20 protein-coding genes are annotated in these 25,393 nt (G+C 46.7%); 8 read left to right on the top strand and 12 right to left on the bottom strand.

Annotation, left to right across the window (positions count from 1 at the left end; genetic code table 11):
• The first annotated feature begins 66 nt into the window (after nucleotides 1–66).
• The 5 genes from RT717_RS10265 (at nucleotide 67) to RT717_RS10245 (ending at nucleotide 5,166) form a co-directional block, all read left to right on the top strand.
• Complete coding sequence (locus tag RT717_RS10265) at nucleotides 67–1,281, top strand: DUF763 domain-containing protein (protein ID WP_317491645.1); 1,215 nt, start codon at nucleotides 67–69, stop codon at nucleotides 1,279–1,281.
• Nucleotides 1,282–1,367: 86 nt separating this feature from the next.
• Nucleotides 1,368–1,562, top strand: a complete 195-nt coding sequence (locus RT717_RS10260) for a type II toxin-antitoxin system VapB family antitoxin (protein WP_317491644.1) — start codon at nucleotides 1,368–1,370, stop codon at nucleotides 1,560–1,562.
• Nucleotides 1,559–1,948 carry a PIN domain-containing protein gene (locus RT717_RS10255; RefSeq protein ID WP_317491643.1) on the top strand — a complete coding sequence of 130 codons (390 nt, stop codon included), beginning with the start codon at nucleotides 1,559–1,561 and terminating at the stop codon, nucleotides 1,946–1,948. The genes RT717_RS10260 and RT717_RS10255 overlap by 4 nt, the downstream gene beginning before the upstream one ends.
• A 205-nt stretch (nucleotides 1,949–2,153) precedes the next feature.
• On the top strand, nucleotides 2,154–2,498 hold the full coding sequence (locus tag RT717_RS10250) for a PadR family transcriptional regulator (RefSeq protein WP_317491642.1): 345 nt from the start codon (nucleotides 2,154–2,156) through the stop codon (nucleotides 2,496–2,498).
• Nucleotides 2,488–5,166, top strand: a complete 2,679-nt coding sequence (locus RT717_RS10245; protein ID WP_317491641.1) for an FtsX-like permease family protein — start codon at nucleotides 2,488–2,490, stop codon at nucleotides 5,164–5,166. Before RT717_RS10250 ends, RT717_RS10245 begins: the two co-directional genes overlap by 11 nt.
• A 91-nt stretch (nucleotides 5,167–5,257) precedes the next feature.
• Here RT717_RS10245 and RT717_RS10240 read toward each other — a convergent pair whose 3' ends face one another.
• The 9 genes from RT717_RS10240 to RT717_RS10200 all read right to left on the bottom strand — a co-directional run bounded on the left by RT717_RS10240 (nucleotide 5,258) and on the right by RT717_RS10200 (nucleotide 16,784).
• A complete protein-coding gene (locus tag RT717_RS10240) occupies nucleotides 5,258–6,160 on the bottom strand; it encodes a helix-turn-helix domain-containing protein (protein WP_317491640.1) in 903 nt (300 codons plus the stop codon).
• Between the two features lie 311 nt (nucleotides 6,161–6,471).
• Complete coding sequence (locus tag RT717_RS10235) at nucleotides 6,472–7,116, bottom strand: hypothetical protein (protein ID WP_317491639.1); 645 nt, start codon at nucleotides 7,114–7,116, stop codon at nucleotides 6,472–6,474.
• Nucleotides 7,117–7,644: 528 nt separating this feature from the next.
• Complete coding sequence (locus RT717_RS10230) at nucleotides 7,645–9,399, bottom strand: hypothetical protein (protein WP_317491638.1); 1,755 nt, start codon at nucleotides 9,397–9,399, stop codon at nucleotides 7,645–7,647.
• Nucleotides 9,400–9,662: 263 nt separating this feature from the next.
• The gene (locus RT717_RS10225) at nucleotides 9,663–11,063 is read right to left on the bottom strand and encodes an alpha/beta hydrolase family protein (RefSeq protein WP_317491637.1); all 1,401 of its coding nucleotides are present in this window, start codon (nucleotides 11,061–11,063) and stop codon (nucleotides 9,663–9,665) included.
• Nucleotides 11,064–11,253: 190 nt separating this feature from the next.
• Nucleotides 11,254–12,057, bottom strand: coding sequence for a DUF2306 domain-containing protein (locus RT717_RS10220; RefSeq protein ID WP_317491636.1), 804 nt, complete (start codon nucleotides 12,055–12,057; stop codon nucleotides 11,254–11,256).
• A 60-nt stretch (nucleotides 12,058–12,117) separates the two neighbouring features.
• Complete coding sequence (locus RT717_RS10215) at nucleotides 12,118–12,702, bottom strand: Crp/Fnr family transcriptional regulator (RefSeq protein ID WP_317491635.1); 585 nt, start codon at nucleotides 12,700–12,702, stop codon at nucleotides 12,118–12,120.
• A gap of 162 nt (nucleotides 12,703–12,864) precedes the next feature.
• Complete coding sequence (locus RT717_RS10210) at nucleotides 12,865–13,359, bottom strand: outer membrane beta-barrel protein (protein WP_317491634.1); 495 nt, start codon at nucleotides 13,357–13,359, stop codon at nucleotides 12,865–12,867.
• A 354-nt stretch (nucleotides 13,360–13,713) separates the two neighbouring features.
• Nucleotides 13,714–16,455 (bottom strand): ABC transporter permease, encoded by a 2,742-nt coding sequence (locus RT717_RS10205; RefSeq protein WP_317491633.1) that lies wholly within the window; start codon nucleotides 16,453–16,455, stop codon nucleotides 13,714–13,716.
• On the bottom strand, nucleotides 16,455–16,784 hold the full coding sequence (locus RT717_RS10200; protein WP_317491632.1) for a PadR family transcriptional regulator: 330 nt from the start codon (nucleotides 16,782–16,784) through the stop codon (nucleotides 16,455–16,457). The genes RT717_RS10205 and RT717_RS10200 overlap by 1 nt, the downstream gene beginning before the upstream one ends.
• Before the next feature lie 195 nt (nucleotides 16,785–16,979).
• On the opposite strand from RT717_RS10200, the gene RT717_RS10195 reads away from it, so the two are divergent.
• Nucleotides 16,980–17,978: an alpha/beta hydrolase gene (locus RT717_RS10195; protein WP_317491631.1), complete on the top strand. Its 999-nt coding sequence runs from the start codon at nucleotides 16,980–16,982 to the stop codon at nucleotides 17,976–17,978.
• Between the two features lie 14 nt (nucleotides 17,979–17,992).
• Here RT717_RS10195 and RT717_RS10190 read toward each other — a convergent pair whose 3' ends face one another.
• Together RT717_RS10190 and RT717_RS10185 are read right to left on the bottom strand one after the other, a co-directional pair.
• A complete protein-coding gene (locus RT717_RS10190; protein ID WP_317491630.1) occupies nucleotides 17,993–18,310 on the bottom strand; it encodes a hypothetical protein in 318 nt (105 codons plus the stop codon).
• A 261-nt stretch (nucleotides 18,311–18,571) separates the two neighbouring features.
• On the bottom strand, nucleotides 18,572–19,075 hold the full coding sequence (locus RT717_RS10185; RefSeq protein WP_317491629.1) for a hypothetical protein: 504 nt from the start codon (nucleotides 19,073–19,075) through the stop codon (nucleotides 18,572–18,574).
• A 147-nt stretch (nucleotides 19,076–19,222) separates the two neighbouring features.
• Here RT717_RS10185 and RT717_RS10180 point away from each other — a divergent pair, with 147 nt between their 5' ends.
• Both RT717_RS10180 and RT717_RS10175 read left to right on the top strand, forming a co-directional pair.
• A complete protein-coding gene (locus RT717_RS10180) occupies nucleotides 19,223–19,549 on the top strand; it encodes a PadR family transcriptional regulator (RefSeq protein ID WP_317491628.1) in 327 nt (108 codons plus the stop codon).
• Nucleotides 19,546–22,143: an FtsX-like permease family protein gene (locus tag RT717_RS10175; RefSeq protein WP_317491627.1), complete on the top strand. Its 2,598-nt coding sequence runs from the start codon at nucleotides 19,546–19,548 to the stop codon at nucleotides 22,141–22,143. Before RT717_RS10180 ends, RT717_RS10175 begins: the two co-directional genes overlap by 4 nt.
• An 85-nt stretch (nucleotides 22,144–22,228) precedes the next feature.
• Here RT717_RS10175 and RT717_RS10170 read toward each other — a convergent pair whose 3' ends face one another.
• Nucleotides 22,229–25,369: an efflux RND transporter permease subunit gene (locus RT717_RS10170; protein ID WP_317491626.1), complete on the bottom strand. Its 3,141-nt coding sequence runs from the start codon at nucleotides 25,367–25,369 to the stop codon at nucleotides 22,229–22,231.
• Nucleotides 25,370–25,393: the final 24 nt, after the last annotated feature.

The raw sequence follows: 25,393 nt of genomic DNA, 5'->3' as shown, positions 1-25,393 counted from the left end.
AGCAATCTAGCCGATTTTCAATACCCTGAAAAGGGTTTGTTCTACATTAGCCGTAACTTTATACCTATGCAACGTTCAGGCCACGCCGATCTCCCTCTTCACTATGGCACAGTTCCTCGCTGGCTGGCGGAGCGCATGTCTCTGTTAGGCGGTGCCATAGTAGAAGCCATTGTGCTGGAGTATGGTAAAGCAGAGGTGATCAAGCGGCTGAGCGATCCTGCCTGGTTTCAGTCGCTGGGCTGTGTGATGGGCATGGACTGGCATTCCTCAGGAATCACTACCTCTGTAATGGGCGCTTTGAAGTCGTCGATTAACCCGATTTCAAAAGAGCTTGGCATCTACATCTGCGGAGGGCGGGGTAAACACAGCCGCAATACACCCAACGAGCTCAGAGCCATTGCCGACAAAACAGGGCTCAATGGGGCTGAGCTGGTACGTAGCAGCCGACTTTCCGCCAAAGTGGACAACACAGCCATTCAGGATGGATTCCAGATTTATCTTCACTCTTTCGTGCTGACAGACACAGGAGAATGGTCTGTTATCCAGCAGGGAATGAATGATGCCACTGGCTATGCAAGAAGGTACCACTGGCATTCATCTGAATTGAAAAGCTTTACCGAGGAGCCACACACCTTCATTTACGGACGAAATCAAGGACAGATACTTAACCTCACACACAAAGAGGCTCATACTTCAAAGAACGGAATCATCGCTATTTCAAAGGAAGATCCTGATAAGATGCTTGCCGAGATCAAAAAGATCAGGCTTCCCTCCCATCATGATGTGCAAGCGAAGGATGTCGACCTCAAACGACTGGGTGCTGTGCTGGTGCTGGCGCAGGAGTTGCCCACACATGATTTTGAAAACCTGCTGCTTCTTGAGGGCCTCGGTCCACGTACGCTCCAATCGTTAACTCTGGTGAGCGAGGTAATCCATGGCACCCCTTCCCGCTTCAGCGACCCTGCCAGGTTTAGTTTCGCTCATGGTGGAAAAGACGGTCATCCTTTTCCCGTTCCCACCAAAGTCTACGACGAAAGTATTGATGTGCTGAGAACTTCAATTGAAAAAGCAAAGCTGGGGCACAGCGACAAGTTGAATGCGTTGAATTCGCTGACAAAAGCAACCCAGGCACTGGAGAAAGACTTTGAGCCAACAGGCAGTCTTGACGACGTGATTAAGCAGGAAAGAGAGAATAGCTGGCGCTACGGAGGCAGAACGGTAAAGGGAAAAGCAAAACCACCAAAAGGTTTACGGGGTGGCCAGCTGGGACTGTTTGAGTGAATGGCCTGGCGTTGTTGTTTTCAAACAGTTAACTCGAAGTCAAATACACCGTTTATTATGCTATCTTGCATATAAATTGATGTACTATGAGGACAACTCTGGATTTACCCAATGGACTAATCGATAAAGCCATGAAGATATCCGGCGCTAAAACCAAAAGTCAGCTAGTGACGGAAGCCCTGGAGGAGATGATTAATCGAAACCAAAGGTTAAAGCTCATATCATTTAAAGGGAAAATTGACCTTGACATTGACCTCGATCAGCTACGGGAACGAGAATGAGACAGAGTGCCAAAATATTAGTCGATAGCTCTATCTGGATTGACTTCTTCAGGCTGGGAAATTACGAAAGGCTGGAAACGTATATACGGGAAGACCTGGTATGCACAAATGAACTCATTTTAACAGAACTTCTTCCACCCCTGGAGAAATTAAAGCAAACGGACGTAATCAATAGTCTGCATGCTATCCCCTTAGTTGAGTTGGATATTGATTGGTCTCTGATAAGAAAATATCAGGCACTGAATATCAGCAACGGCGTAAACAAAGTGGGGATACCCGACCTGATCATTGTTCAGCAAGTTATTGAGAACAATTTGACGCTATTGAGCAAAGACAAACACTTCGGGCTTATGCAACATTACCTTTCGTTCGATCTGATTGGGTGACGGGCTTTGCCGAAAAATTAATTTTTTCGCCACGAGGTAGACGAAGTTTTAAAGTTGAAGGCAGCACTCAACTCTTGCCCTTATCTTTTTACCCAAAAACTGCAACCCAATTCTTATTTAACCGTCTAACAATCTATTAAATAAACATTTAGGGTTTTTATGTCTTTCTATTTTATATACATTTAGGACATTAAAGGCAAATGTTATGAATAATTATCAATTGGGCGAGTTTGAGGAAGTTGTATTGTTGACTGTGGCCATCCTGAATGATGACGCCTATGGTGTCAACATCAAGCAGGAAATTGAAATGCGAATGAAACGCAAAGTTAGCACGGGTGCTATGCAAACGGCCCTTCGCAGAATGGAAGCCAAGGGCTACCTGGCCTCCGAGTTTGGCGAAGCGACCGCAGTAAGAGGCGGCAAGAGAAAGCGCTACTTTAAGATTACCCCTTTTGGTGTAAAAGCCCTGGAGCATTATAGAGAAACAAGAATGAGCCTCTGGGATGCGATACCCGGCGCTGTACTTGATTTGAAGATCAGTGGAAGATAGGAAAACAAAATACTACCCACCCAGCTGGGCTACCAAATGGTTTCTTTGGTTCTGTCATGCCGACTTTGCCGAGGATATACTTGGTGACCTGGAAGAGGAGTATCAATTCCATGAACCGGCAGTGAGTAAGCTAATGGCCGACTTTTGGTTTGTGAGGCAGGTGGCTGGTATGATGCGGCCCTCATTGATCAAGCCGTTTCTCCCCCTTTTGAAACTCAACAATAAATTGGATATGATTAAGAATTACATCAAAATCGGACTGCGCAACCTCACCAAATACAAGGTGAGTACCGCTATCAACCTGCTTGGGCTTTCCACCGGCATGGCTGCTTTTATCCTCATCGCCTTGTTTGTAAAAGACGAGCTCAGCTACGACCGCAACCATGAACATGCGGACGAGATTTTCAGAATAACGATTAAGAACTTCTCTGGCGACGGTGAGACACTGTCCCGTCATTGGGCATTTGCTTCGGCTGGTCATGGCCCTCGCATTAAGGAGGACTTCCCACAGGTGACTCATGCGACACGTTTCTTTCCCTGGGCTTTCCCGGACGTTATTTATGAAGATAAAAGGCTGCCAGGCGAGCAGGTTGTGTTTGCCGATCCCGACGTTTTTGATATTTTCACCTTCCCTTTTTTGCAGGGAAACAAGGAGTCAGCCTTCACCAACGAGACTTCTATGGTTATCTCCGAAGATGCTGCCATCAGAATCTTTGGCAATGACTGGAGAGAGCAGGACATTGTTGGCAAGAGCGTGAAAATTGAAGCAAGAGGTGCGGGATTGTCACTCCAAATCACGGGTGTGATGGAGAATATGCCCCGTCAGCAGCACTTTCATTTCGACTACCTGGCTCCATTCGCCATTTATGAAAACGTCGTCAACAACCCTGACGTGACGAACAATGTAACAGGTAACTACAACTACCTGACCTACGTGCGGCTCAGCGATGCCGCGGGTGCTCCAGCCGTGGAAGCAGGTGGGTCTGCTTTTTTTGACAAGCACATTGCCGATATCCGAGGGGTAAAAGCCCATAACTACTATGGACTGGTGCTGCAACCCCTCACCGACATACACCTCACCTCTAATATTTCGGGTGAAATAGAAAACAATGGCAGCATGTCGCAGGTGGTGATATTCTCTGTGATCGGTATGCTGCTCATCGTGGTGGCTTGCATCAACTATATGAACCTGGCTACTTCACGGTATACCCGAAGGATGAAGGAAATCGGCGTTCGTAAATCAATTGGCGCTTCAAGAGGCTCACTGATCAGCCAGTTTCTTACTGAGTCGGTCATACTCACATTGATTTCGTTTCCTCTTGCAGTTGGCCTGGCCACCATCGCCTTGCCGTCGGTGAATGACTTTATGGACAAGCAGCTCACCATCAATTTTCTTCAGGACTTTCAGCTGTTTTTGACTGTGTTCGGTTTGTTGGCTCTGGTTGCCATGCTGGCCGGCATTTATCCTGCCATTTACCTTTCGGGGCTGGATACTATCCGGTCGCTCAAGGGGGAATCAACCTTCAAAACTGGAAAGATAAACTTTCGGACAGTGCTGGTTACATTTCAGTATGTGGTTACGATCGCTATTATCTTCTCGCTGGCGGTTCTCAATGCGCAAATGGGATTTATATTCAACTCTGATCCTGGTTTCGACAAAGAAAGTGTGCTGGATGTTTCGCTATCGAACGATATATATCCCAAAAAGGAGGCTTTCCGAAATGAGCTGCTTGCCAATCAGAACATCACCCACGCCACCTTTGTGTCCCGGATTCCGACAGGTAACCTGCTCGACTCTCAGGGAGCCAGCATCTTTCTCGGTGATTCGCTTACACCGGTGAATTTCAGACTTCCTTACATCGTTGCCGATGAAAATTTCATCACCACTTACGGAATAGAAATGGCCGCCGGCAATGACTTTGAAAGGTATATGGACTCCGATTCCATTGGTTATTTTATCGTCAATGAGGCAGCAGTAAAGGCAATGAGTCTTGCCAGTGCAGAAGAAGCCATCAACCGTTCGATGAACTACGGTGGCACTGACGGGAAAATCATCGGCGTCATGAAGGACTTCCATTTTGAATCGCTTCACAGCGAAATAGGCCCCATGATCATGGTGAAGAATGATAATTACCGCAGGATTTCTCTCAAAATAAACCCGGTAAACCTTTCAGAAACAATAGCCTTTGTGGAGCAGACCTGGGCCAAATTTGACCAGAAGAACACCATCAACTACAATTTTGTAGACGAGTCGTTCGAAAACCAGTATCAGGGAGAGGAAAGGCTGAGCACTATGTTCAAAGCATTTGCTGTGCTGGCTGTGTTGATTAGCTGCCTGGGAATGCTGGGAATGGTCACATTCATCGTCGAGCGCAAAACGAAAGAGATTGGTATCAGAAAGGTGTTGGGAGCAAAATCGCCACATATCGTTTGGCTAGTGAGCCGAAATTTCATCTGGCTTATCAGCGTAGCAGCACTGGTGGCATTGCCCATTGGCTACTACTTCATGAGCGACTGGCTTGACACGTTCGCCTATCAGGTAACTATTTCTCCCGTCCTTTTTGTGGTTCCTATTGTAGCGGTAATAATGATCACCTTTCTCACCATACTCTACAGAACCATCAAAGCGGTGTATATCAACCCGGTAAAATATTTAAGGAGTGAATAAAGAGGCTTTCTAAGTCAATAAAAAAGAGGCTGCCATCTCCAGCCTCTTTTTTATTGTCACGACAAGTTATTCATCAAATAAGGCTGTTCGCTTACTCCCCTATCAAATTAACCCCTCTCAAATCTGCTCTTCCGCTCTTCAAAAAAGCATAGGTCAACTTGTCCACCTGGCAGTCAATAAACTGGATCTGCTTCAATTTCTTGTTATTCTTAAAAAAAGTGTTCACCAGGGTTGCACGCTGAAATGTCACTTTTGTAAATGTGCAGCTTTCAAAAAAACAACCGTCTATTTTGCCTTCAAAAACCAAGTCAGCAAGCTGACTGCCAATAAATGAGGTGCGGTTCCACACAACATTGGCAATTTTATTGTTCCCGAAACCACCCGATTTAAACTCCACACCAGTAAAATCGGCACCAGTAAAGTCGCCGCTTTCGATATAACTTTTTAAAAATTCAACTTCATTTAGCGAGCAGTCTCTGAATATATTGTTGGTCAAGTGAGAACGTTGAATGTGGCTGTTAGTAATGTCAGAATTTGAAAAGTCACAGTCACTCACATTGTTGCTATTGAGAAGAAGTCCTGACAAATTTGAACCGACAAACAGACAGCGTTGTATGTTGGATGCGCTGAATTTCTCTTGCAGATTTTTGAGACCGGAAAAGTCAACATCCAGCCAGTTCCCATGCGACATATCCCAATTAAGACTTTTTCTTGCGCTGGTGCCTGATTCTCCAGCCAGTACGTTCTGTTTTTCTGATGCAGATTTGTCTCCATTTGTGCCGCTAGTAGAGAAGCTTTCTGAAAAATAATTGAGGTCAACTCCTACTATTTTGGCAAGCTTGTCAAGAGTAATAATATCCGGGATAGATTCTCCCCGTTCCCATTTGCCAACTGCCTGCGGGCTAATAAAGAGCTGCTGCGCCAGCTGCGCCTGAGAGACATTGAGTTTCTTCCTTGCATCGGCAATTTTGCTACCTATCATCTTTGTTTCCATATGTGTCATCTTTATTGTTTTCGACACGACAAAGGTATTTCAACTCATTTCCTGGATCATCAATAAACTCGATCCTTATAGTTGTAATTACGCTAATTTTGGTTGCATTTTGACAACTGCTGGTTGTATTTGCAGCAATATATGTAATCAGACGCTGCAAACGTATTGACGTATAGTAGTCCCCTAGGGACGATATGCCGGTAACACCAGCCACCTAAAACAGACTTACTGCGAGTACCGTAGGTACGGCATATCTAAAACCTTTGCGGTTTGCTTCAGCCAACCTGTGCCTTTGCCTGAGTACCCGAGAGTTACAAATACTTCACAAACGCTACTCCAACTCCCCAGGCTTCATACGATGGATTATGGGCTCCCAAACCTTGTCCGTTTGATACGTGCAACCATTTTGAAGTCAAATTGACACCGTATGTACTATTGACACGGTAATGAATCGCTCCTCCCATTCTCCACATGAAATTATAGATGTCGCCCCCGTGAGGAAATTTACTTGAGTAAAAAATCAACCCACCCCCAAAATCAGGAGAAAATGAAAATCTATTATAAACGAAAGGCTCAAAACGTACCTGGAAAGCCGGACCGATCCCTGCAGCATTGTTATGATAGGTAATATTGTTAAAGTTGTCGTCCCATTGAACGATGGTTCCCCAAGCATAAGTAGTCGTGACACCTCCATATACTGAAAACCGGATTTTTTCGAAGAACTCTCTTCCAACAAATAGATTAGCTGTCACTGTTTGAATACTCCGGTTGTTATGAGTAGGCGTTAAATATTCTATGCCTGATTCAAATTTTACTCCTGCTTTTTTATTCCCTGGGCCACTATCAGTAGCATCTAAACTATCGAGGCTTTTGATTTGCCCATTGCAGTCAATAGACATGAAAAGTGGGAAAAGAAAAACGGTCAACCATTTCGTCACGGAAAATACTGCTTTCAAATGAATAGGTTTGCTTAGAGGGACGCTATGAGGTATTCCTGTCTTTATTTTATTGGCGCTTGTCACAGCCTTGTTTTGTGCTCCTGCTCAGTACTTTCTGCTATTGGTTGGATTAACTACTCTGGGCTAACGGTAGCCGGATTCAAATCGCTCCGCTACTTTGCGCAATATCGATGGCGTCCATTCGTGAAATTCCCCGTATCGACGCATCCGGCGCAATGGGTTTTGTCATTTACTGATAGTCCTTGATCATCTGCTCGGTCTTCGCTATTTCTTCGGATATTCTATTGAGTAACTCTTCACTTGTCATTTGTACTGGTCTTTTTTCACAGCTCGGTTAGTTGCTTCATGCTGACAATATTTGAATTGATAATTCCCATAGCTCTATTGTACCATATTCTACCTTAAAAAAAGAAAGTATTTCAACAAATAGCTACTTATTCGGGGTGTTACTCAGCAGGCTACTACTGTACTAAGCAGTCTTACAGAGGACTTTTGTGGGGCGATCAAGCATTTTCAATCAATGCACTATACGCCGACTTCGGTTGAGCGTTGGTTGCATTTATTGATCAGCTGCACTTTCCATTGGTAACCCGGATAGATAGCGTCAAGAGACTGTCTGGCCGACTTTCCTTCCTGACAGGTTTTGATGGTAATGGCAACCACTCCTGCATTGATGGTTCCAGAAACCAGTTCGGCATCGTAACCATTGGCCGCAATTTGCCAGGCGGATGCGGGAGAGTCCAGAAAATACAACCGGGTTGGATAACAGGCATCTGCTAGCTCGCAATAACCAAAACCATCATAGGCAATGATGCCGGGCCCATCGGCGGTAAAAGAAATCAGAATAGCAATTTTATCACTATTGCTGCCGTCTGGGTATCCACAACTGAAGGACACGCCGGTAATAACAGGTGCCGTGGAAATACCTTCGCCACAATCGATTACCTTCAGATGACTGGCTACGTCCCACTCAATGGGGTCAATGTAATCTTCGGTATAAGTAAAACGGGCAGTAAAATCCTGGTCAGCGTCGACATTACTCGTAAACACTGCCATATACTGTCCATCTATCCATTGCAAAGATCCAGTCACATCAGCATTGTCGACTACGTGAAGGCTCATGTTCTGAAAAGCTGGCGTAAGCGTGCTCTCCTTTAGAGGCAGCATAGCTGGGAAGTTCCCGAATTCGGTCATATAGCTATTCCAAACCTCGGTAAGTATGTTGTAGGCCAGTACAAAATTTCGATACAGGCTCACCTCCGAATTGAGGTCGGAAGGCTGCAAATTGCGCATGCGCAGGTTCACATTTACCTTGCGTAGCTGGCCATTTTCAAAAGTCTCCTGCGCTGTCCGCTGAAATTCAGCAGTTAAGCTTTTCTGAACAGCCACCATGCTGTCGTCAAAAAGGTCGAGCACCGCCTGTACGGCAATTTCTTTCTGTTTAATAATCTGGTTACGAAAAATAGCGATGCCTAATGTAGCTCCGGCAGTGGCCCACAGTTTGGTACCCACCACACCGCCTGGAATGAGAGCCCCCAATTCTACAAGCACAAGGGCCGGGCCGCCCACCATAGCACCAATCTTGGCCAGCGCAAAAGTTAAAGTGAGGAGTTTCTGCCTGGTTGCGGCATCTACCATCGCCCGTCCTCCGCTTGAACCTTCGGCCAACTGAAGTTCAGCCAGAGACGCCTCAATTTCATCAAAAAGGTGGCGGTTGACAGCAATAAAGCTGGCTGCTTCTTTTATTTCCCCAGCAGTAGCCTGATGCAACATTTGTAGTGTTTCGGCCTGTGCCTGCCGCACGGCCTTTAAAGTGACGTCAGCGGCTTCTCTGCTTTTGGTGCCTGCCTTTACCTGGGCATCAAGGGAAGCCTCGAGTTGGCTAAAATTGGCCTGCTTCACAAATTCATCAAGGTATACGGCCGGTTCAGCTACTTCCGTCGCAGCAATTACGTTTAGCTGCAGGTCAAGCAATTTACCTTCGATGGTAGCTTGCAGGCTAAATGTTCCAGCCGTATTCGGCACCATGGCAACAAGCAGAGTGTCATTAGCCCTCCCAACTGTTATGTCTTCCCGGCCAAATTGACCATTGTAATGAGCTTGTGAGAGCTTTGTATCTTTGACAAAGATCGAAATTAATTCAAATGCCTGCACATCTGTTTTTAGTGTATATGCTTCTAGTCCGGGTAAGACCTCATCCGGTGTTAAAAGGTGGCAGGAGGATAACCCAAGTAGAAAATAACTTGTCAGTACTGTCGAGGTAAGGAACCTGGTTTTCATAGAGGAAAGCAAAACGAATGGGTAGTCCTGATTCGGCATTCGCTGGATCGAATATGATCATTAATTCCCGAGAGCAAAGTGTTACGAATCAATTATTTTTGAAGTGATCACTGAGGCCCTTCCAACCGAGGTTGGTATAGTATCAATACGAAGTTATCAATATTCCCTTCCGGTTATTACTTCTGCCGCTACACCAATTAAGAGGAGCGTTTCTTGCTACTGTCCAAAGCAACCAATTTTGATCAGCAATTTCTACCGCCGACTTATTTCATTTGTTTCACTATCCAATCGGATACCACCGCCAGGGCCGTGGGAGAAAAGGTTTGCTCTATGACGGCGTATTCGGCTAGCGAACCGGTTTTGCTTTCCTGAAACAGATGATTCAAGCCAGGCAGCTCCTTGATGGTTGCTTTCTTATTTCCCCCTTTGTTTAATGCTTTTTTAATGGCCTCCAGGTTCTCATTCGGTGGCACCTGCAAGTCGTTTTCTCCATTGATAGCCAAAACAGGGCATTTTACCTTTTCCAAAGCCGGTGCGGGATCATACTTGATAAAATACTGCATCCAGGGACTTACCAGCTGACTCACCTGCAAGCTCACAAAGTCATTCACATTCATGCCCTGTGGCAATGCGCCGCTTCCGCTTTCTTTCAGGGCGCTGCTGAGATAGTTCGTCAGGTTTGTTTTTAGCTGTTCGAAGTTAGTATCGCTGGCCACCATCTCAAATGCCTTTTTGCTGATTGACTGGTTCTTCTGCAAAACGTCGTCGCTAAGCCCCGATGCTTTTCCAATCAGTTGCTGTTGCGCCAAAAGCAGCTGGTCGCCGGGAATGCCAGTTCCAGCCAATAGTACGATGAAAGCGACGTCTTTGGAGCGAGCAGCCACCATTGGTGCTATGAGCCCTCCCTCGCTATGACCAATAAGCCCTATTTTACGGTTGTCTATTTCCTTTCGTGCTTGCAGATAGTCGATAGCTGCTTCCACATCCGTGGCGAAGTCCGCACTGGTAGCGGTCTTGAAATCCCCTTCGGATGAAGAAGTTCCTCTGTCGTCAAACCGCAACACGGCAATACCGTTTCTTGTTAAGTAATCGGATAAGACTAGAAACGGTTTATGTCCTGCCAGCTCCTCATCCCTATTTTGCGGACCACTGCCGCTTATTAAAATAGCCACAGGGAACAGGCCAGTCTCTTTAGGTAGGGTCAATGTTCCTGCCAGTAAAATGCCTGCTTTCTTGTTCTCAAACGTGATGTCCTCGGAGTGGTAAGGATAGGGCTTTGCTGGCTCCTGCGGCCTTGCTATTTTTTCTTTTTCAACTGCTTCCCTCGACAAGTTCATGGGGAAAGATTGCCCGGCTTGCTTGAAGTTGCCAACCACAACGCCGTCGCTGCCTAACACGCCTTCATACACAATTCCAGCATTTGCGACGGTAAGTTTCAAAGCGGTATTCTCAAAGCTGGTGGCGGTAACGGGTATCCCCCTGGCCCCCTGGTCGGGGCTGTCCATAGTTGACTGAAAGCCGTCATCAACTTTATTGATATTGAAAACAACTCTCAATTGTATTCCCTGCACTTTCAGAATACCGTTCCATTGCCCTGTTATGTCCTGTCCATGCGTTGATACAGCTGCCAGGACAATCAGCAGCAATGTGATTAGGCTTTTCATCTTCCGGTTTTTAAGGTACTGGCTGAATGTAGCGATATGAAAGGAATTCTTTCTTCGTAGTGATTTTGGTAGGTAATAATAATGAAATATTTAGAGAGCATGATTGTTTCCCTTTGAGAAAAAGAGGTTACTCTTGTGGTGCTGGCTAGCGTACCCCCTTAGTCGCCAAGTTTGGCTGATCAGACTGCATCTACATCCTCGGCACCCACAACCCCATGGTAGCTGCGACGATGCCCTGGGCAGTGCCCATAGTGATCAAAAAAATCAGGCCGGAAAACGCCCATTTCGTCGATGCTACCTCTGACTTTTTAGCCAAAAAATAGAAAGCAACAATGGCTTGCGGAAAGACGTAGACCATAAAGCCAAGGAAATTTAAAAAAGGCCCTGTGAAAGTTTCGGGGTCAAAACCTACAGGTGCTTGCCATGCCATGATCCACAGCATTAAGAATACCCGGAACAGCCAAACGCCACTCATGGCCAGGAATAAATGCACTGCCCATTGATTGTGTGAAGCGATGTTCCGGCGAATAGCATTCTTAACTGCGAAGAAGGCACAAATCATAATAATCACTGCATTCATGGTGATAACCACCGAACCTTCCAGCCCTCCAACGGATCCTTTTATCCAGCTGAGGTAAAGGCCTGCCAGGCTGATGAGGAAGGCCGAAAAGATGTAGATACGTCCACTGATCCTGTGAAACCCGGGCGCATAGCTGCGAACCTGCGGAATGAGCTGCATAGGAGCCAAAATGGTGATGATGGCTGCCAGGGCTACATGCAAGCCAAAGATGGTATTACCAAGCAGGTCGCCCTTGACATAGAAGTGTGAAGAGGCCGCATTCCACTTTTCAAAGTCACCGAGTGCTGCCGACTTCCAATAGAGCATGAGCACGTAACAGGCAAAGATCATTTGCCCTATTACCGCCACTATAAACCACGACCTTGCGGCAAGATCCACAGCCTTCGTTGCTGCGGGATGATTCTGTACTTTCATATTGAATTTTTTTGACCAGGCAATAATAGCTGACCAAAAAGCAAGCACACTTAACAATTGTTAGGAAAGCAACTCCCGCCTGATGCGGCTCAGACTCTCGGGCTTTATGCCGAGGTAAGAGGAGATGTATTTGAGCGGGACGTTTTTTGGAATGTTTGGTTTTTCGGCTACCAGCTTGAGGTAGCGCTGCTCGGCTGTGCGGGTAGCAAGATCAGTCGTTCTTTGCTTATCCTCTTCCATGAGCTTCTGAAAAAGCAATAAAGCGTAGTCTTTTGCGGTCAAACCAGTGGCCACCGTGATGTCAAAACCTTCTTTGGTGATTCTGAGCAGCTCGCAGTCGGTGATACAGTGGAGGCTTTCGTTCGAAACTGTCTGGTTAGCAAAATGGAAATAAGAAGTGAAGAATCTCGGACCGTGGTTTAAGTCAACTGTTACTTCTTCCCCTTTTTCATCAAGCCGGAAATTTCTCATATAGCCCGACACGATGAAATTGTGGTATTTGGGCACTTTTCCCGCTTCTTCAAGTATGGTATCTTTTGGCACCCAAAGCGGGGTAAAATACTGCCTGCATTGCTCCTTGTCACTTTCCGGCATGGTAAGGATTTGTTCCACGTAACTAAAAAATGTTTCGAAGTAGTGGTTCATTGTGCGTCGGTGTCAACCGGAGGTACAATATAAGAGATATGTCTCTGTTTCAAAAAATAGGAGCCGCTGAGCTGAAGTGCAAAGTTATAACTTGTGGTTAGCATGGCACCAATAAGAACAGCCGGTCTCGCAATGCAGACCGGCCATCCTCTCTGCGAGCTATTATAATTTATAGAACACGCCAAATCCCAACATGCCCTGGTCTGCGTTGCCAAGGATATACTTTATCTCAAAGAAGCCGTCAATCTTGCTTGTGAAAGAATAGGCCAGGCCTCCCCCCATGTTGAGACCAACTTCTGTGTTAGTTGTCTTGGTGTCATTGATTTTAACTTTTCCGGTGGTGAAATTAATACCCACTAAAGGATACAATTTGACCGCTCCACCCGGAGTGAAATTGTAGTGACCGTCCACGTCAAACATCCATATGTTGGACTTCACCTTCGTACCGTTACCATTATTGTAGGTATCAGGAAAGAATAAGCCAAAACCTCCTGCGAGATCGATTTTCGGAGTGATGCCCACCCTGGCCCCCAGTAGCACTCCCATTTTTTCACTTTGCATAGCATATCCAAGGCCGCCTTTCAGACTGACGTCCTGGGCTTTTGCTTGTAGAAAACAGAGAGCGACAAAAAACGATAAAACGATAAATTTTCTCATAACGCTGGTTAGTTAAAATGAACTGATTGATTCAAAGCCCGAAGAAAAACAAAAAAAATCAGTTTTTCACACTCGACAATTCGATTGTTTGAAGGGTAATAATCAAGTGCTATCCCCTTCTCTAGAAAACTAGCTTTAATGGCAAATACCGAAATAGTAAACCACAAATAGCTTCCAGTGTTGTGATGCTAAAAATGCCTGTGCAACCAGCTCCTCTAAGAATAAAGGGGCTTTTCCTTTAAGCTGGCAACCGGGGCGTTGTGGGGCTGGCTTAGTCAGCGGAACAAGAAAGCGTAAAAGAAGGATAGAGACGTTTCTGGGCGAAATCACCCAAAAACATCTCTGGCGCTCATATTACTCATCTTTCAGCACGTCCACCGGGTTTCTTCTCGTGACAGAAAGAGACTGGTAGGTAATGGTGCCAAGGGCGATTGCCAGCGCACTGCCAGCAGCCACCACAAACACCCAAACATCGATCGTTGTCCGATAGGCAAAGTCGTTGAGCCAGGCGTCTACCAGGTACCAGGCAACGGGAGAAGCAAGTACGATTGAAATGAAAATCAGTCTTGTAAACTCGGAGGAAAACAACAAAGCCAGTTCTGCCGCTTTGGCTCCCAGCACCTTACGGATGCCGAGCTCCTTGGTGCGCTGTTCGGCACTAAAAGCCGCCAGTCCAAACAAGCCCAGGCAGGCGATGGCGAGTGCCATAGCAGTAAACAGATTCAAAATGGCACCTACCCGCTGTTCGGACTTAAAGGTGTTCTCAAACTCCTGATCCATAAAGCTGTACTCAAATGGCACGGAGGCATCCACAGCAGCTAGCTCTCCTTCCACTTCTTCGATCAGCTTTTGCAGGGTTCCCGACGTATTCACCACCTCCGGGTTAATCCGCATCGACACATATAAACGACCCATCTGGTAATCCCATATTTTGTCGTTGTCCTTGTGCAGAATGATCAGAGGGTCTATCTTTTGCTTTACGCTGTTGATATTAAAATCCTTGAGCACGCCCAGCACTTCAAATTCGGGCTCGTTGTCGGACGCCACTATCACGTATTTACCCACTGCGGATTCATTTGTCCAGCCTAGCGTTTTGGCAGCTTTTTCGTTGAGAATAACCCCGTATTTGTCATTCACTCTGTCAGGCTCAAAGTTCCGTCCTTCCACAAACTGCACGCCCAGCAGATCGAGGTAGCTGCCTTCCGTGCGCAGGTTGCTGAGCTCCACCACGGGATTGTCGGTGCCCTGCGCCGTTTCCCTGGCCTTGTACCTGTCGCCCGACCGTATATAAGGAGGCACCCCATACGACTCGCCAAGGTGTGTGAAGGCAGGATTGGCCTGAAGCCTGGTTATGAGAATTTCTTCCTTCTTGCCAAGCTGCGCCAGGTTATGAAGTTGCAGTATGTTGTTGCTGGAATAGCCCAGGTCTACCTGCGAGGTGTAAGCTAGTTGCTTTTGTACAAAAAAGGTACAGATGATTAGCGCAATAGAAATGGTAAACTGAAAGACAACCAGGCCATTCCTGATCCCCTTGCCCCTGAAGCCGGCTCTCACCCTACCCTTGAGTACTTCTACCGGCTTGAAAGACGATAGATAAAAGGCTGGATAGCTTCCCGCCAGCAAACCCAGCAACAAGACAAAAGACAGCAGTGTGCCAATAAAGATCGGGTTGCCCAGCTCTGACACCAGGTCGAGCTTCTTGTCGGCCAGGCTATTGAAACCATCCAGAGACAAGCCTACCAAAAGAAGTGCTAGCAAAGTGCTTGCCGCAACAAACAGCAACGATTCAAATACAAACTGAGCCATGAGTGCCCTTCTACCGGAACCCAGCACTTTTCTGATGCCGACCTCTTTTGCTCTGCCGGCAGATCTGGCCGTGGCAAGGTTCATAAAGTTGATACTGGAAAGCAAAAGCACCAACATGCCTATAGCGGCAAAAAGCTGAACAAATTGTGGAATACCGGTGGGGCCAAAACGGTGGGCTTCCGGGTCGCCGGAGGCATAGATTTCTCTTAAAGGCTGAAGATAGAGTGTCCACGGATTACCTCGTGTGAATTCTTCATAGGTTTGGTTGAAGATGCGCTCAGCGGTTGCAGCAGCCCATTTTGGCGGTATGGCCTGTAGCTTGTCGGTAAGAGCTGCGATGTCGGTGCCTTCGGTCACAAGGCCATAGGTAGAAAAACCTGTCCAGATCCACTTCCAATCCAGGTCCTTCAAGGGCTCACGCATGCTATTGAGTGAAATGAGCACATTGAACTGCAAGTGGCTGCGTTCCGGAATATCGGCCAGCACGCCCCTTACGATAAACGTACTCCACTCGCCGTTCCATTCTTTTACCTGGATTAACTTGCCCATGGGATCAGCGTGACCGAAATAGCGCCGGGCCGTTTCCAGGGTGATGACTGCCGCATCGGTATCGAGCAATGCGGTGGCAGGGTCGCCTTCTACAAATTCGAAAGAAAAGACTTTGAAGAAATTCTCCTCTGCAATATAGTATTCCGTTTCGTTGAAGGGTTCAGCAATTTTTCCATCCTGCGGAATGCGAACAGTTTGTGCTCCCCGATCCAAAATCCTTGTCACCTCTTCAAATTCCGGTGCATCTTCTCTCAGCGCTATCGCCACATTTGGTCCTGTGGCGGAAGACTTCTGCTTCCAGTCGCCCCAAATATCTGGCTGGTTGATGCGATAAATTCGATCTCCATTGGCAAAGAAGGTGTCATATGAGTTTTCATTGTAGACATAGAGACCAATCAGCAAGCAGGCAGCCACACCAATTGTAAGCCCCAGCATATTGAGTATGGTGAACTGCTTTTGCCGGACAGCATTCCGCCAGGCGATCTTGAACATGTTTCTGATCATCATTGTGTTGCTATTTTGAGTTTTGAAAAGACCTGTTGAAGCGAATCCGAAAAGAAGGTGAAAGACGTCTACCCAGTGCATAAAACCGGCGTACAGTTTTCCTTTGGTTTTCAGACGTTCTTCATACATTTCCTGGAGATCGCCAAAGAACTCCTCCAGATAGGACTCGTCGATAAATTTGGAGGCCAGCCAATTGGCCAGGCCAGGCGGCAGAGAAGGTTTGTGGTTGCTTTTCATTAAACGCCAGTGTTAAGCTGAGGAATTAGTTTCCACATTTTCTGGCGTACATCCTGGGCAGCCTCCAACTGCTTCATGCCAGCCTGAGTTACTCTGAAAAGGCGTTTCCTGCGGTCTCCCCTCTTTTCGCTGTTACCTCCCAACTCAGATTCGAGCAAACCTTTGTCTTGTAAGCGATAGAGGGTTATGTGAACGGCTCCCAGCAAAATCGATCTGCCAGAATGCTTTTCAACCTCTTGTTTTACCGATACGCCATAGGCGCCTTGGGCCAGGATGCAGACGGCAAGTAGTATCAGCTCTTCAAATTCACCAATTCCTTTGTTCTTCATATCGTGATATACAATGTATAATATACAAAGTTATAAGTAATATATTACAATACAATAGAAGCAGTTATTTGTGCGTCTGTGGTGGTTGACTGAAGCGCTTATTAGTTTTTATATGGCATGGCGGAAACAAAAAAAGTTATTGGATTGTCCAATTCAACCCGCTTCATTTTACATAAGAGAAAAAATGGTAATCTTATGAGAAAAAGAATCCTTGTTATAGTTTCAGCCATAATTGCAGGAGGGCTAATTATTTATCTTTCAGGCCCCAAGCCAGCCCGCCCTAAACTACAGCACATGGTAGTTGACCTACCTTCCGGCTTGACGAGTCTGGAACAGCAGATCAAACTATCAGAGTCAGCTGTCGTCGGCATCAAGCCTGGCTGCGAAGCAACGATAGTATGGGCCGACAGTCTTTCGAAGTCGCCCACCGAATATGCATTCCTGTATCTTCATGGTGGCACGTCGAGCCACGAGGAAGCCGACCCTATTCACAAAGAAATAGCTGCACGTTACGATGCTAATCTATACCTGGCCCGACTGGCTGGTCATGGTGTTGATCTTGGCCCAGCCACACTCGCCAGCGAAACTGCCGACGATTTCGTCTATTCTGCGGAATATGCACTGACCGTTGCTAAGCAGCTTGGCAAAAAGGTAATTGTCATGGGCACATCATTTGGAGGTGCTTTGAGCATCTGGCTCGCTTCACAGCATCCGGAGTTGAAGGCCGTAGTACTCTTTAGCCCCTGTGTCAAAACAGTAGATGAACGAATGGAGATGTTTACAAAGCCTTGGGGGCTGGAATTGATAAAGAAAGTTTCCGGCGCTGATTCTTTCGAAGTACCACAGCCCTATGAGGGCTACGGGCTGTATAATTCCACCAAATGCAATTTGGCCTTCCTTGCCCAGTTTCAGAATTTCATGACTTATGCGATGACTCCGGAAACATTCGATAGGGTGAAAAGCCCGGTATGGATGGGGTATTGGTACAAAAATGACACGATACAAGATGACGTTGCCTCTGTGACTGCTATGCTACAGATGTTTCAGCAACTACCATCAGAGACAAAGCAGAAAGTCCCATTTCCTGACGCAGGCAACCACGGGATTGTTGCGCCCCGATTGGCAAAAGATGTAGCATCAGTTAAGAGGGAGGCAATACGCTTTCTCGATAAGGTGCTACACGATGAGTTATAAGTGAATTTGGTTTCTCAGAATGGCTGATACGTCAACAGGTAAGTATCAGCCACTTCTTCTTTGGTTCGGTGCAGTTGGAGGATCAATGAATTCTCCTCCAATCGAATGATGTCGTACACAGTGATAGCCGGGCCATTGGTTAGAATGAGTTGGTTCCCTCCTTTGCAAATGCACCAGGTTCCTTTCTCATATACTTGTGGGCTTTCGGGCCTGGCTTTTACTGCCCCCTCGTCGAAGACATAGGCGCCCTTCTCGTCAAAGATGGCCACGTCGTCAAGATCAGAAGGACTGAACTGGCCGGTAACATCTTTGAAATCTTTTGTGGTTGGCATTGCACCGGCGGATAATCTCCTCGCCTCTATGCTTACCTCCTGCCACCGTTTGCCGGTGAGCAATAGTGCTTGTTGCGTAAGCCGAAACTTGCATCGAGGTGTATTGTTTGTCAGCAGCGTTCGATTGCATGAACTAAGGGCAAATAGCAGAAAAAGCAGAGCCGGGAATCTATTCATATATGACGAGGCACGGTGGCAGCGCTTCAAAACTAAAAATATAGTTGATTACAAACTAATTTTTTAGTTAAAAATTATTTACTGTCAAAGCTGTCTCGTTTCAGCATCTTTGGGAAAGTGGCTTTTGAACCTCCTGTAAAACCAAAACATAAGGGCTGCGCCTATACCAGCCCAAATAAAGAAACCTATCCAATTATTGGGGTCTGCCTCCCCTTCTACAATATACGCCTTTGGTTCATATGGGCTAACAAGCAGATTAACCGTGTCTCCGGTTTGGACTTCCTCCGGGTCGTCAATTGCTCCTTTAAGAATGATGCGGGTAAATTGTCGGGCAGTGTCAACAAAGATGCCCTGTGGGTGTTCAAATGCAATGATGGGTGTGATTTCCACAAAGTCCTGCATCCTGTCGGACGCACCTCTTCGCCGAACATCTATATGAGATTCTCCGATAACATTGGCTTTTATAAATAAGCCATAGTCATATAGGGTCTCCCCTTCCAACAAGTACTGAGTTGTAGCCATGTACAGGATAGCCACACTCAAAAGACCAATTCCAATGGTGAGTATAAATCCGAAGACTTTTTTCATGGTTTCAAAATAGCCTATTTGGGATCAGTTTTAAAATTTTGATCTTATAAAGCGGCAAAAGTGATTTTCAATTGTAAAATTCTGTCATGTCTTCATTTAAGAAACAAATAAATTTTATATTAGGTCTTCAATTACGACACTAATACGATGAAAGGAGCTCAACTAGGTGAATTGCAAGAAGTTATTCTGCTTTCGATACTGATACTAGATGAAGATGCCTACGGGCTAAAAATCCAGCAGGACATCAGTGAAAGACTCAACAGGCGTTTAAGCCGGGGGGCTCTCCACACCGCCCTAACAAGGTTGAGCGAAAAGGGTTTTGTCACCTCGCACTACGGTGGTGCTACACAAGAACGTGGCGGTCGGCGCAAGCGCTACTATGCACTCACCGTGAGTGGCAAAGCCAGCCTCAGAGAAATGAAAACCCTCAGAGACGAAATGTGGAGCCTTGTCCCTTCAACACAACTGCTATGAGCCATCCGCATTTACCTAAATTTTGGTTCCGGCTGCTGCAATGGTTTTGTCGGGAAGAGCTATTTGAAGAGCTCCAGGGAGACCTGGAAGAGGCTTTTGAGGAGAACATCGAAAGCGTTGGTTTACAGCGAGCCCGAAGAATTTACCGGCTGGAGGTGCTGAAGCTTTTCCGCCTCTCGGTGATAAAAAAGCCTGCTGGCGTTCGGGTGAGTCAGCTGCCAGGGAACTACATCACCACCTCTGTACGGGCCATGAAACACAACCCGTTTTACATCGCAGCCAACATTCTCGGCATGGCACTTGCGCTTTCTATAGGCACAATTGGCTACTTTAACTATCGTTTCAACGATACGTTCAATGAATACTTCCCTCAAGCGGCTTCAATTTATAAAGTAAACGGACTGCGTACCGCAGAATCAACTGTTGGCACCAGCCCCGGAGCCCTTGCCCCTGCCCTGCACCTCGCAGGCATAGCTGCCTTTCGCTACCATAATGAGTCCATTGCAGTCAAGCTGGCCAATCAATCAAGCGAGGGAGGTGGACACAAGCTGTTCATGGAAGGCTTGTCCTTTACCGACCCGGGCTTCATTCGCCACTTTGATTTGGCAAATCTCAACAAAGAACCACTGCCAGCTCTGAGCCATGGTGAAGTGTATGTGTCGGATGAAACTGCGATGAAATTCTTTGGCGACCCCTACCCTGTCGGCAAACTTTTGACGGTCATATTGCCTAATCATCAGGAGCAGCTATTGACGGTGAAAGACGTTTTCAGAAAGCTTCCCAACAATACAAGCTTTCGGCTGTCTATCATTGCCGACTTTGAACACTTGTCCGACTTTTATGGAATAGATGAAAATAGCTGGTCCAATTGGGTAGATGGTACGTTTGTCTACGCACCTGAAGGCGATATGACCAGGTTGGTGTCACAAATGAATACTTACCTGGATGTTCAAAATCAAGCGAACAAGGACTTACAAATCAGTGAGTACAGACTCGACAATATACTGGAGTGGCCAGCCCTAGAGGCATCGTTGCACAATTCTGCCTTTGTGCCGCAAATGCATCCGGCAGCAGTAGCTGGCACGCTGGGTTCTGCCATTGGCATTTTACTGCTGGCCTGCTTCAACTTTATCAACACAAGCATTGCGCTGTCTGGCAACCGACTGAAGGAAATCGCCGTGCGGAAAGTGCTTGGCGGCAACCGAACCAGTACAATCACCCAATTCATTCTGGAAAACTTCCTGATGATAGGTGTGGCTGTGGTGATAGCGCTGGGACTTACCTATTATATGATTCCAGGCTACAATGCTATGATGAGCTATGAGATCATTCAACCTGACCAGATTCCATGGACCACTTTTGTTTATTTTGGTTTGGTGCTGGTATTGTGCGTTGGGCTGATGGCAAGTGCCTATCCTGCTTTATACATTTCAAAGTTTCCCTCGCTCGCCATCTTCAGAAACAAAGTGGTCCTTTCTGGCAAGAACAGGCTGATGACAGTGCTGCTTACTTTTCAGTTTGCCCTCTGCTTCTACAATATATTTGGCCTGCTGGTGACCACCGACAACGCATGGTATCAGGAGCGGCTCGGCCGGGGCTATGACCTGGGCGGGGTTATCAATATACCTTTGAGCGACCCTCAACAATACACGTTACTGGAAGATCGACTGAAACAGCAAACTGATGTCAGGCAAATAGCAGGCACAAGCTCGTTGGTTGGGTTTAGCTTTAACAACAGTTCGATTGATTTCAACGGCCAGGAATACGAAGTCGCTGAATTGGGTGTCGGCGCCGGGTACCTTGAAACACTTGAAATAAGACTCATTAACGGGTCTCTGTTCTCTGGCAACGGAACACATACAGGAGAGCCCAGAAAGGAAGCAGTTATCAACAGCATGCTGGAAGACCAGCTGGGAGGAGATGCGCTCAACAAACCAATTGTAGTAGACGGTGACCGATACACGATAATTGGTGTTGTTGAGGATTTCAACTTGCGGCAAATCATGTTTAACAACAAAATAAAACCGTGCGTAATGCGCCTGATGAGACCTCAAAGTTATGGCTATGCGACCTTAAAGACCGATGGATTGGCCACCGGCAAAAACAGAGAGTTGGAAGCACTGTGGTATGAGCTTTTTCCGCAGGAGCTCTACGGAGGTTTTCTTCAGGAAGATGTGATGCAGCAAGTGCGACAAACCAACTTCATCATGATCAATATCAGCATGATTGTGGCCACTATTTCGATCCTCATTTCTATTGTAGGCCTCTACACACTCATTTCTTTGATTGCCCAAAAGAGAAAGAAGGAATTTGGCATTCGAAAAGTGATGGGAGCTTCGTGGCAGCAAATTACGCAGTTGTTGGGAAGAGACATCTATTGGATCCTTGGCATTGCCGCCATCATTGGCCTGGCCGGTGGGTCAGCAGTGATGCATTCTGTGCTTGATGGCATCTACGCCTACCATATCGACATCAGCATTATCCACTATGTTTGGCCAGTCATGATTATTCTTGGGATTGTTGTAGGCGCTGTGGGCTACAAAATGATGCAAACCAGCAAGCTAAATCCCGTGGAACAGTTGCGGGTGGAGTAGAATAGTATTCACCATCTGAAATAACGACAAAGCGCCTGAAAACTACTTCCCAGGCGCTTTGGTAACTCATAAAATCAAATGACAACTACAATGCTGCCTTCTTCATTTTCCTTCGGTAGGCAATTTTTGAAATAGCCACATACAGCACCGGCACCACAAAGATGGCCAGGGAGCTGGCTGCTACCATCCCTCCGGCCACCGTCCAGCCAATGGTTTTTCTGGCTTCAGCACCAGCACCTGTGGAGATCGCAAGAGGCAGCACACCCAAAATGAATGCCAGCGACGTCATGATAATGGGCCGCAGACGCAGCCTTACAGCTTCCAGCGTTGATTCTATAATGTCCCCCCCTGCGTCAACTCGCTCTTTTGCAAATTCCACAATTAGAATGGCGTTCTTGGCTGCCAGCCCTATCAGCGTAATCAAGCCAATCTGTGCATAGATATTGTTCGTAAGTCCTGGTAGAAGTGTCAGCGTCAGGATAGAGCCAAACGCCCCAATGGGCACTGCAAACAGTACCGAAAATGGAATCGACCAGCTTTCGTAGAGTGCTGCCAGAAACAGGAAGACAAAGACAATGGACACAAGAAATATGATGCTCTGGGTGTTTCCAGCCTTTACTTCCTCGTAGCTCATGCCACCAAACTCATAGCTATAGCCAGTCGGCAGCACTTCTGCCGCCACTTCCTGCAACGCCTTGATGGCATCGCCGCTGCTATAGCCGGGAGCGTAAGTGCCGAGGATCTCCGCCGACCGGTAGATATTATAATGTGAGATGAGCGCCGGTGTTTCAATCACCTTCGTGGTGATGAGTGCACTCAATGGCACCATCTCACCCATGCTGTTTTTCACAAAGTATTTCCCGATGTCGTCGATGTCTTTTCTATAGACAGTATCGGCCTGGGTTACCACCCTAAAGTTTCTTCCATAAATATTAAAATCGTTCACGTAGCTGCTTGCCAACAAAGTCGACAATGTACCATAAGCCTGGGCCACGTTGACGCCCATCTTTTTTGCCTTTTCCTTGTCAAGGTCGACCTGGTAAGCCGGTGTTCGGGCCGAAAAGAACGAGTAGGCGGCGGCTATCTCAGGTCGCTGATTGGCTGCCGCAATAAACTTTTGCATGGTCGCCTCAAAACCGAAGATATCATCGGGGCTACTGGTCTGCAAAAGCTCAAAAGTGAATCCGGACGACCTTCCAAGACCCGGAATAGGCGGAGGTGCAATCGCCAGCACTCTTGCTTCCTTGATATCAGAAGTCATGGCCATAACCTGCCCAATAATTTTTTCCACACTCTCCGTTTCCGGATCACGTTCGTCCCAATGTTTTAGGTTCACAAACAGTGTTCCTACGTTCGATTTATTAGAAAAAGTTAGTATGTTCAGTCCAGCCAGCCCCCCTACTACCTCCAGCGATGGCAGGGTCATGATGCGCTTTTGAAGCTCCAGCTGCATTTCAATACTGCGGTTCGTGGAGGTGCCTTCTGCCATTTCATAGGTCACATAAAAGCGTTTTTCGTCCTCCGTGGGAATAAACCCAGTCGATTTGTTTTGGAACAGAAAGAATAGGCCAACGAAAAGGCAAATCATCATCACCAGCACATACGGAGTTCCCTTGATCCACCTTCTCACCCCGTTTGTATACGAACCCGATATTTTGTCGAACCAGCGGTTGAAGCGACTGAAGAACCACTCCAGTCCTTTCTTGCTTTTGGATTGATCAGACGGCCTCAGCAGCAACATACACAGCGCCGGCGTCAACGAAAGGGCAACGAAAGCAGAAATCAATACCGAAATAGCAATTGTAATGGCGAATTGCTGGTAAAGTTTTCCAATTATTCCCGGAACAAAGCCAACCGGAACAAACACCGCTGCCAGAATCAATGCAATGGCTATTACAGGTGCAGAGATTTCCTTCATCGATTTAATGGTAGCATCTTTGGCTGAAAGCTTGTGAGTATCCATGTTGTGCTGAATCGATTCCACCACCACAATAGCATCGTCCACCACAATACCAATGGCCAGCACGAACGCAAACAGGGTAAGCGTATTAATCGTAAAGCCAAATGGAATAAAGAAGATAAAGGTGCCTATCAGCGACACTGGGATCGCCAGGATGGGGATCAAAGTGGCCCTGAAGGTCTGAAGAAAGAGGAATACTACCAGAATCACCAAAATCATGGCTTCCATCAGTGTGAATGCCACTTCTTTAAGTGATACTTCCACAACAGAGGTTGTTTCCAAAGGAATAAGGTAATCCACGTCTTTGGGAAAATTGGCTTTAAGCTGCGCAAGCGTTTCCCGCACGCCCTTGTTTGCTTCTAGCGCATTGGCACCCGGCTCCAGGTAGAGCAGCACAAAAGAAGCGGGCCTACCCATCACAAACGGGTGGTTACCATAACTAGCCTTGGCCAACTCTACCCTGGCAATGTCTTTCAGGTACACCATATTTCCCGTGACCGGATTGGTTTTTACCACAATATCCTCAAAGTCTTCAACTGTGCTTATCCTGCTGTTTGTCAGTATATTAAACTCAAATGTTTGCGTTGAAGCCTGAGGTGTGCTGCCAATTGTTCCCGCCGAAATCTGAAGATTTTGTTCCTGTAGGGCTGCGTTCACTTCAGCTGGTGTAATCTTGAGGTTAGCCAGTTTTTGAGGATCTAACCAAATACGCATACCAAAATCGTCCCCCACTGAAAAGATGTCCCCTACTCCCTTTACCCGAAGGAGGGCATCTTTCATGTAAATATTGGCAAAGTTGCCAAGGAAGGTGGCGTCATGCGTGCCTTCAGGAGAGTATAGCGCCAGGGCCATAAAAATACTCGGGTTCCTTTTGCGCACGGTAAGTCCCAACCTTCTTACAATCTCAGGAAGGGTAGGCTCAGCCACGCTTACCCGGTTTTGGACGTCGAGCGTAGCAATATCAATATTAGTACCTATGTCGAATGTGACGGTGACGCCACTCACTCCGCTGCTGGTGCTGTTGCTTGACATGTAAGTCATGCCAGGTGTGCCGTTGATTTGCGTTTCAATGGCGGTGGTGGTGGTTTGCTCCACCGTTTCAGCGTCAGCTCCTATATAAACGCCATTTACAGCTACAGTTGGAGGTGTGATATCTGGATATTGGGAGATGGGCAATGTGCTCATCGCAATCAGACCAACCAGCACAATCACAATAGATATGACGATGGCGGTTACGGGTCTTTTTATAAAAACATCTGCGACCATTTTTTCTTAATTGAATAGATTCTG

Source organism: Imperialibacter roseus, from assembly GCF_032999765.1.
In the GTDB taxonomy this organism is placed as follows: Bacteria; Bacteroidota; Bacteroidia; order Cytophagales; family Cyclobacteriaceae; genus Imperialibacter; species Imperialibacter roseus.
Note: the sequence above shows the minus strand (reverse complement) of the source record. Positions and strands in the feature narration are given on the sequence as shown.

Bases quoted from the DNA above. Each gene is read 5' to 3' on its own strand.
- RT717_RS10170 (WP_317491626.1), bottom strand. From the start codon at position 25,369: ATGGTCGCAGATGTTTTTATAAAAAGACCCGTAACCGCCATCGTCATA.
- RT717_RS10210 (WP_317491634.1), bottom strand. From the start codon at position 13,359: ATGAGAAAATTTATCGTTTTATCGTTTTTTGTCGCTCTCTGTTTTCTA.
- RT717_RS10200 (WP_317491632.1), bottom strand. From the start codon at position 16,784: ATGAAGAACAAAGGAATTGGTGAATTTGAAGAGCTGATACTACTTGCC.
- RT717_RS10265 (WP_317491645.1), top strand. From the start codon at position 67: ATGCAACGTTCAGGCCACGCCGATCTCCCTCTTCACTATGGCACAGTT.
- RT717_RS10215 (WP_317491635.1), bottom strand. From the start codon at position 12,702: ATGAACCACTACTTCGAAACATTTTTTAGTTACGTGGAACAAATCCTT.
- RT717_RS10175 (WP_317491627.1), top strand. From the start codon at position 19,546: ATGAGCCATCCGCATTTACCTAAATTTTGGTTCCGGCTGCTGCAATGG.
- RT717_RS10230 (WP_317491638.1), bottom strand. From the start codon at position 9,399: ATGAAAACCAGGTTCCTTACCTCGACAGTACTGACAAGTTATTTTCTA.
- RT717_RS10180 (WP_317491628.1), top strand. From the start codon at position 19,223: ATGAAAGGAGCTCAACTAGGTGAATTGCAAGAAGTTATTCTGCTTTCG.
- RT717_RS10255 (WP_317491643.1), top strand. From the start codon at position 1,559: ATGAGACAGAGTGCCAAAATATTAGTCGATAGCTCTATCTGGATTGAC.
- RT717_RS10185 (WP_317491629.1), bottom strand. From the start codon at position 19,075: ATGAAAAAAGTCTTCGGATTTATACTCACCATTGGAATTGGTCTTTTG.
- RT717_RS10250 (WP_317491642.1), top strand. From the start codon at position 2,154: ATGAATAATTATCAATTGGGCGAGTTTGAGGAAGTTGTATTGTTGACT.
- RT717_RS10240 (WP_317491640.1), bottom strand. From the start codon at position 6,160: ATGGAAACAAAGATGATAGGTAGCAAAATTGCCGATGCAAGGAAGAAA.
- RT717_RS10220 (WP_317491636.1), bottom strand. From the start codon at position 12,057: ATGAAAGTACAGAATCATCCCGCAGCAACGAAGGCTGTGGATCTTGCC.
- RT717_RS10205 (WP_317491633.1), bottom strand. From the start codon at position 16,455: ATGAAAAGCAACCACAAACCTTCTCTGCCGCCTGGCCTGGCCAATTGG.
- RT717_RS10195 (WP_317491631.1), top strand. From the start codon at position 16,980: ATGAGAAAAAGAATCCTTGTTATAGTTTCAGCCATAATTGCAGGAGGG.
- RT717_RS10260 (WP_317491644.1), top strand. From the start codon at position 1,368: ATGAGGACAACTCTGGATTTACCCAATGGACTAATCGATAAAGCCATG.
- RT717_RS10225 (WP_317491637.1), bottom strand. From the start codon at position 11,063: ATGAAAAGCCTAATCACATTGCTGCTGATTGTCCTGGCAGCTGTATCA.
- RT717_RS10190 (WP_317491630.1), bottom strand. From the start codon at position 18,310: ATGCCAACCACAAAAGATTTCAAAGATGTTACCGGCCAGTTCAGTCCT.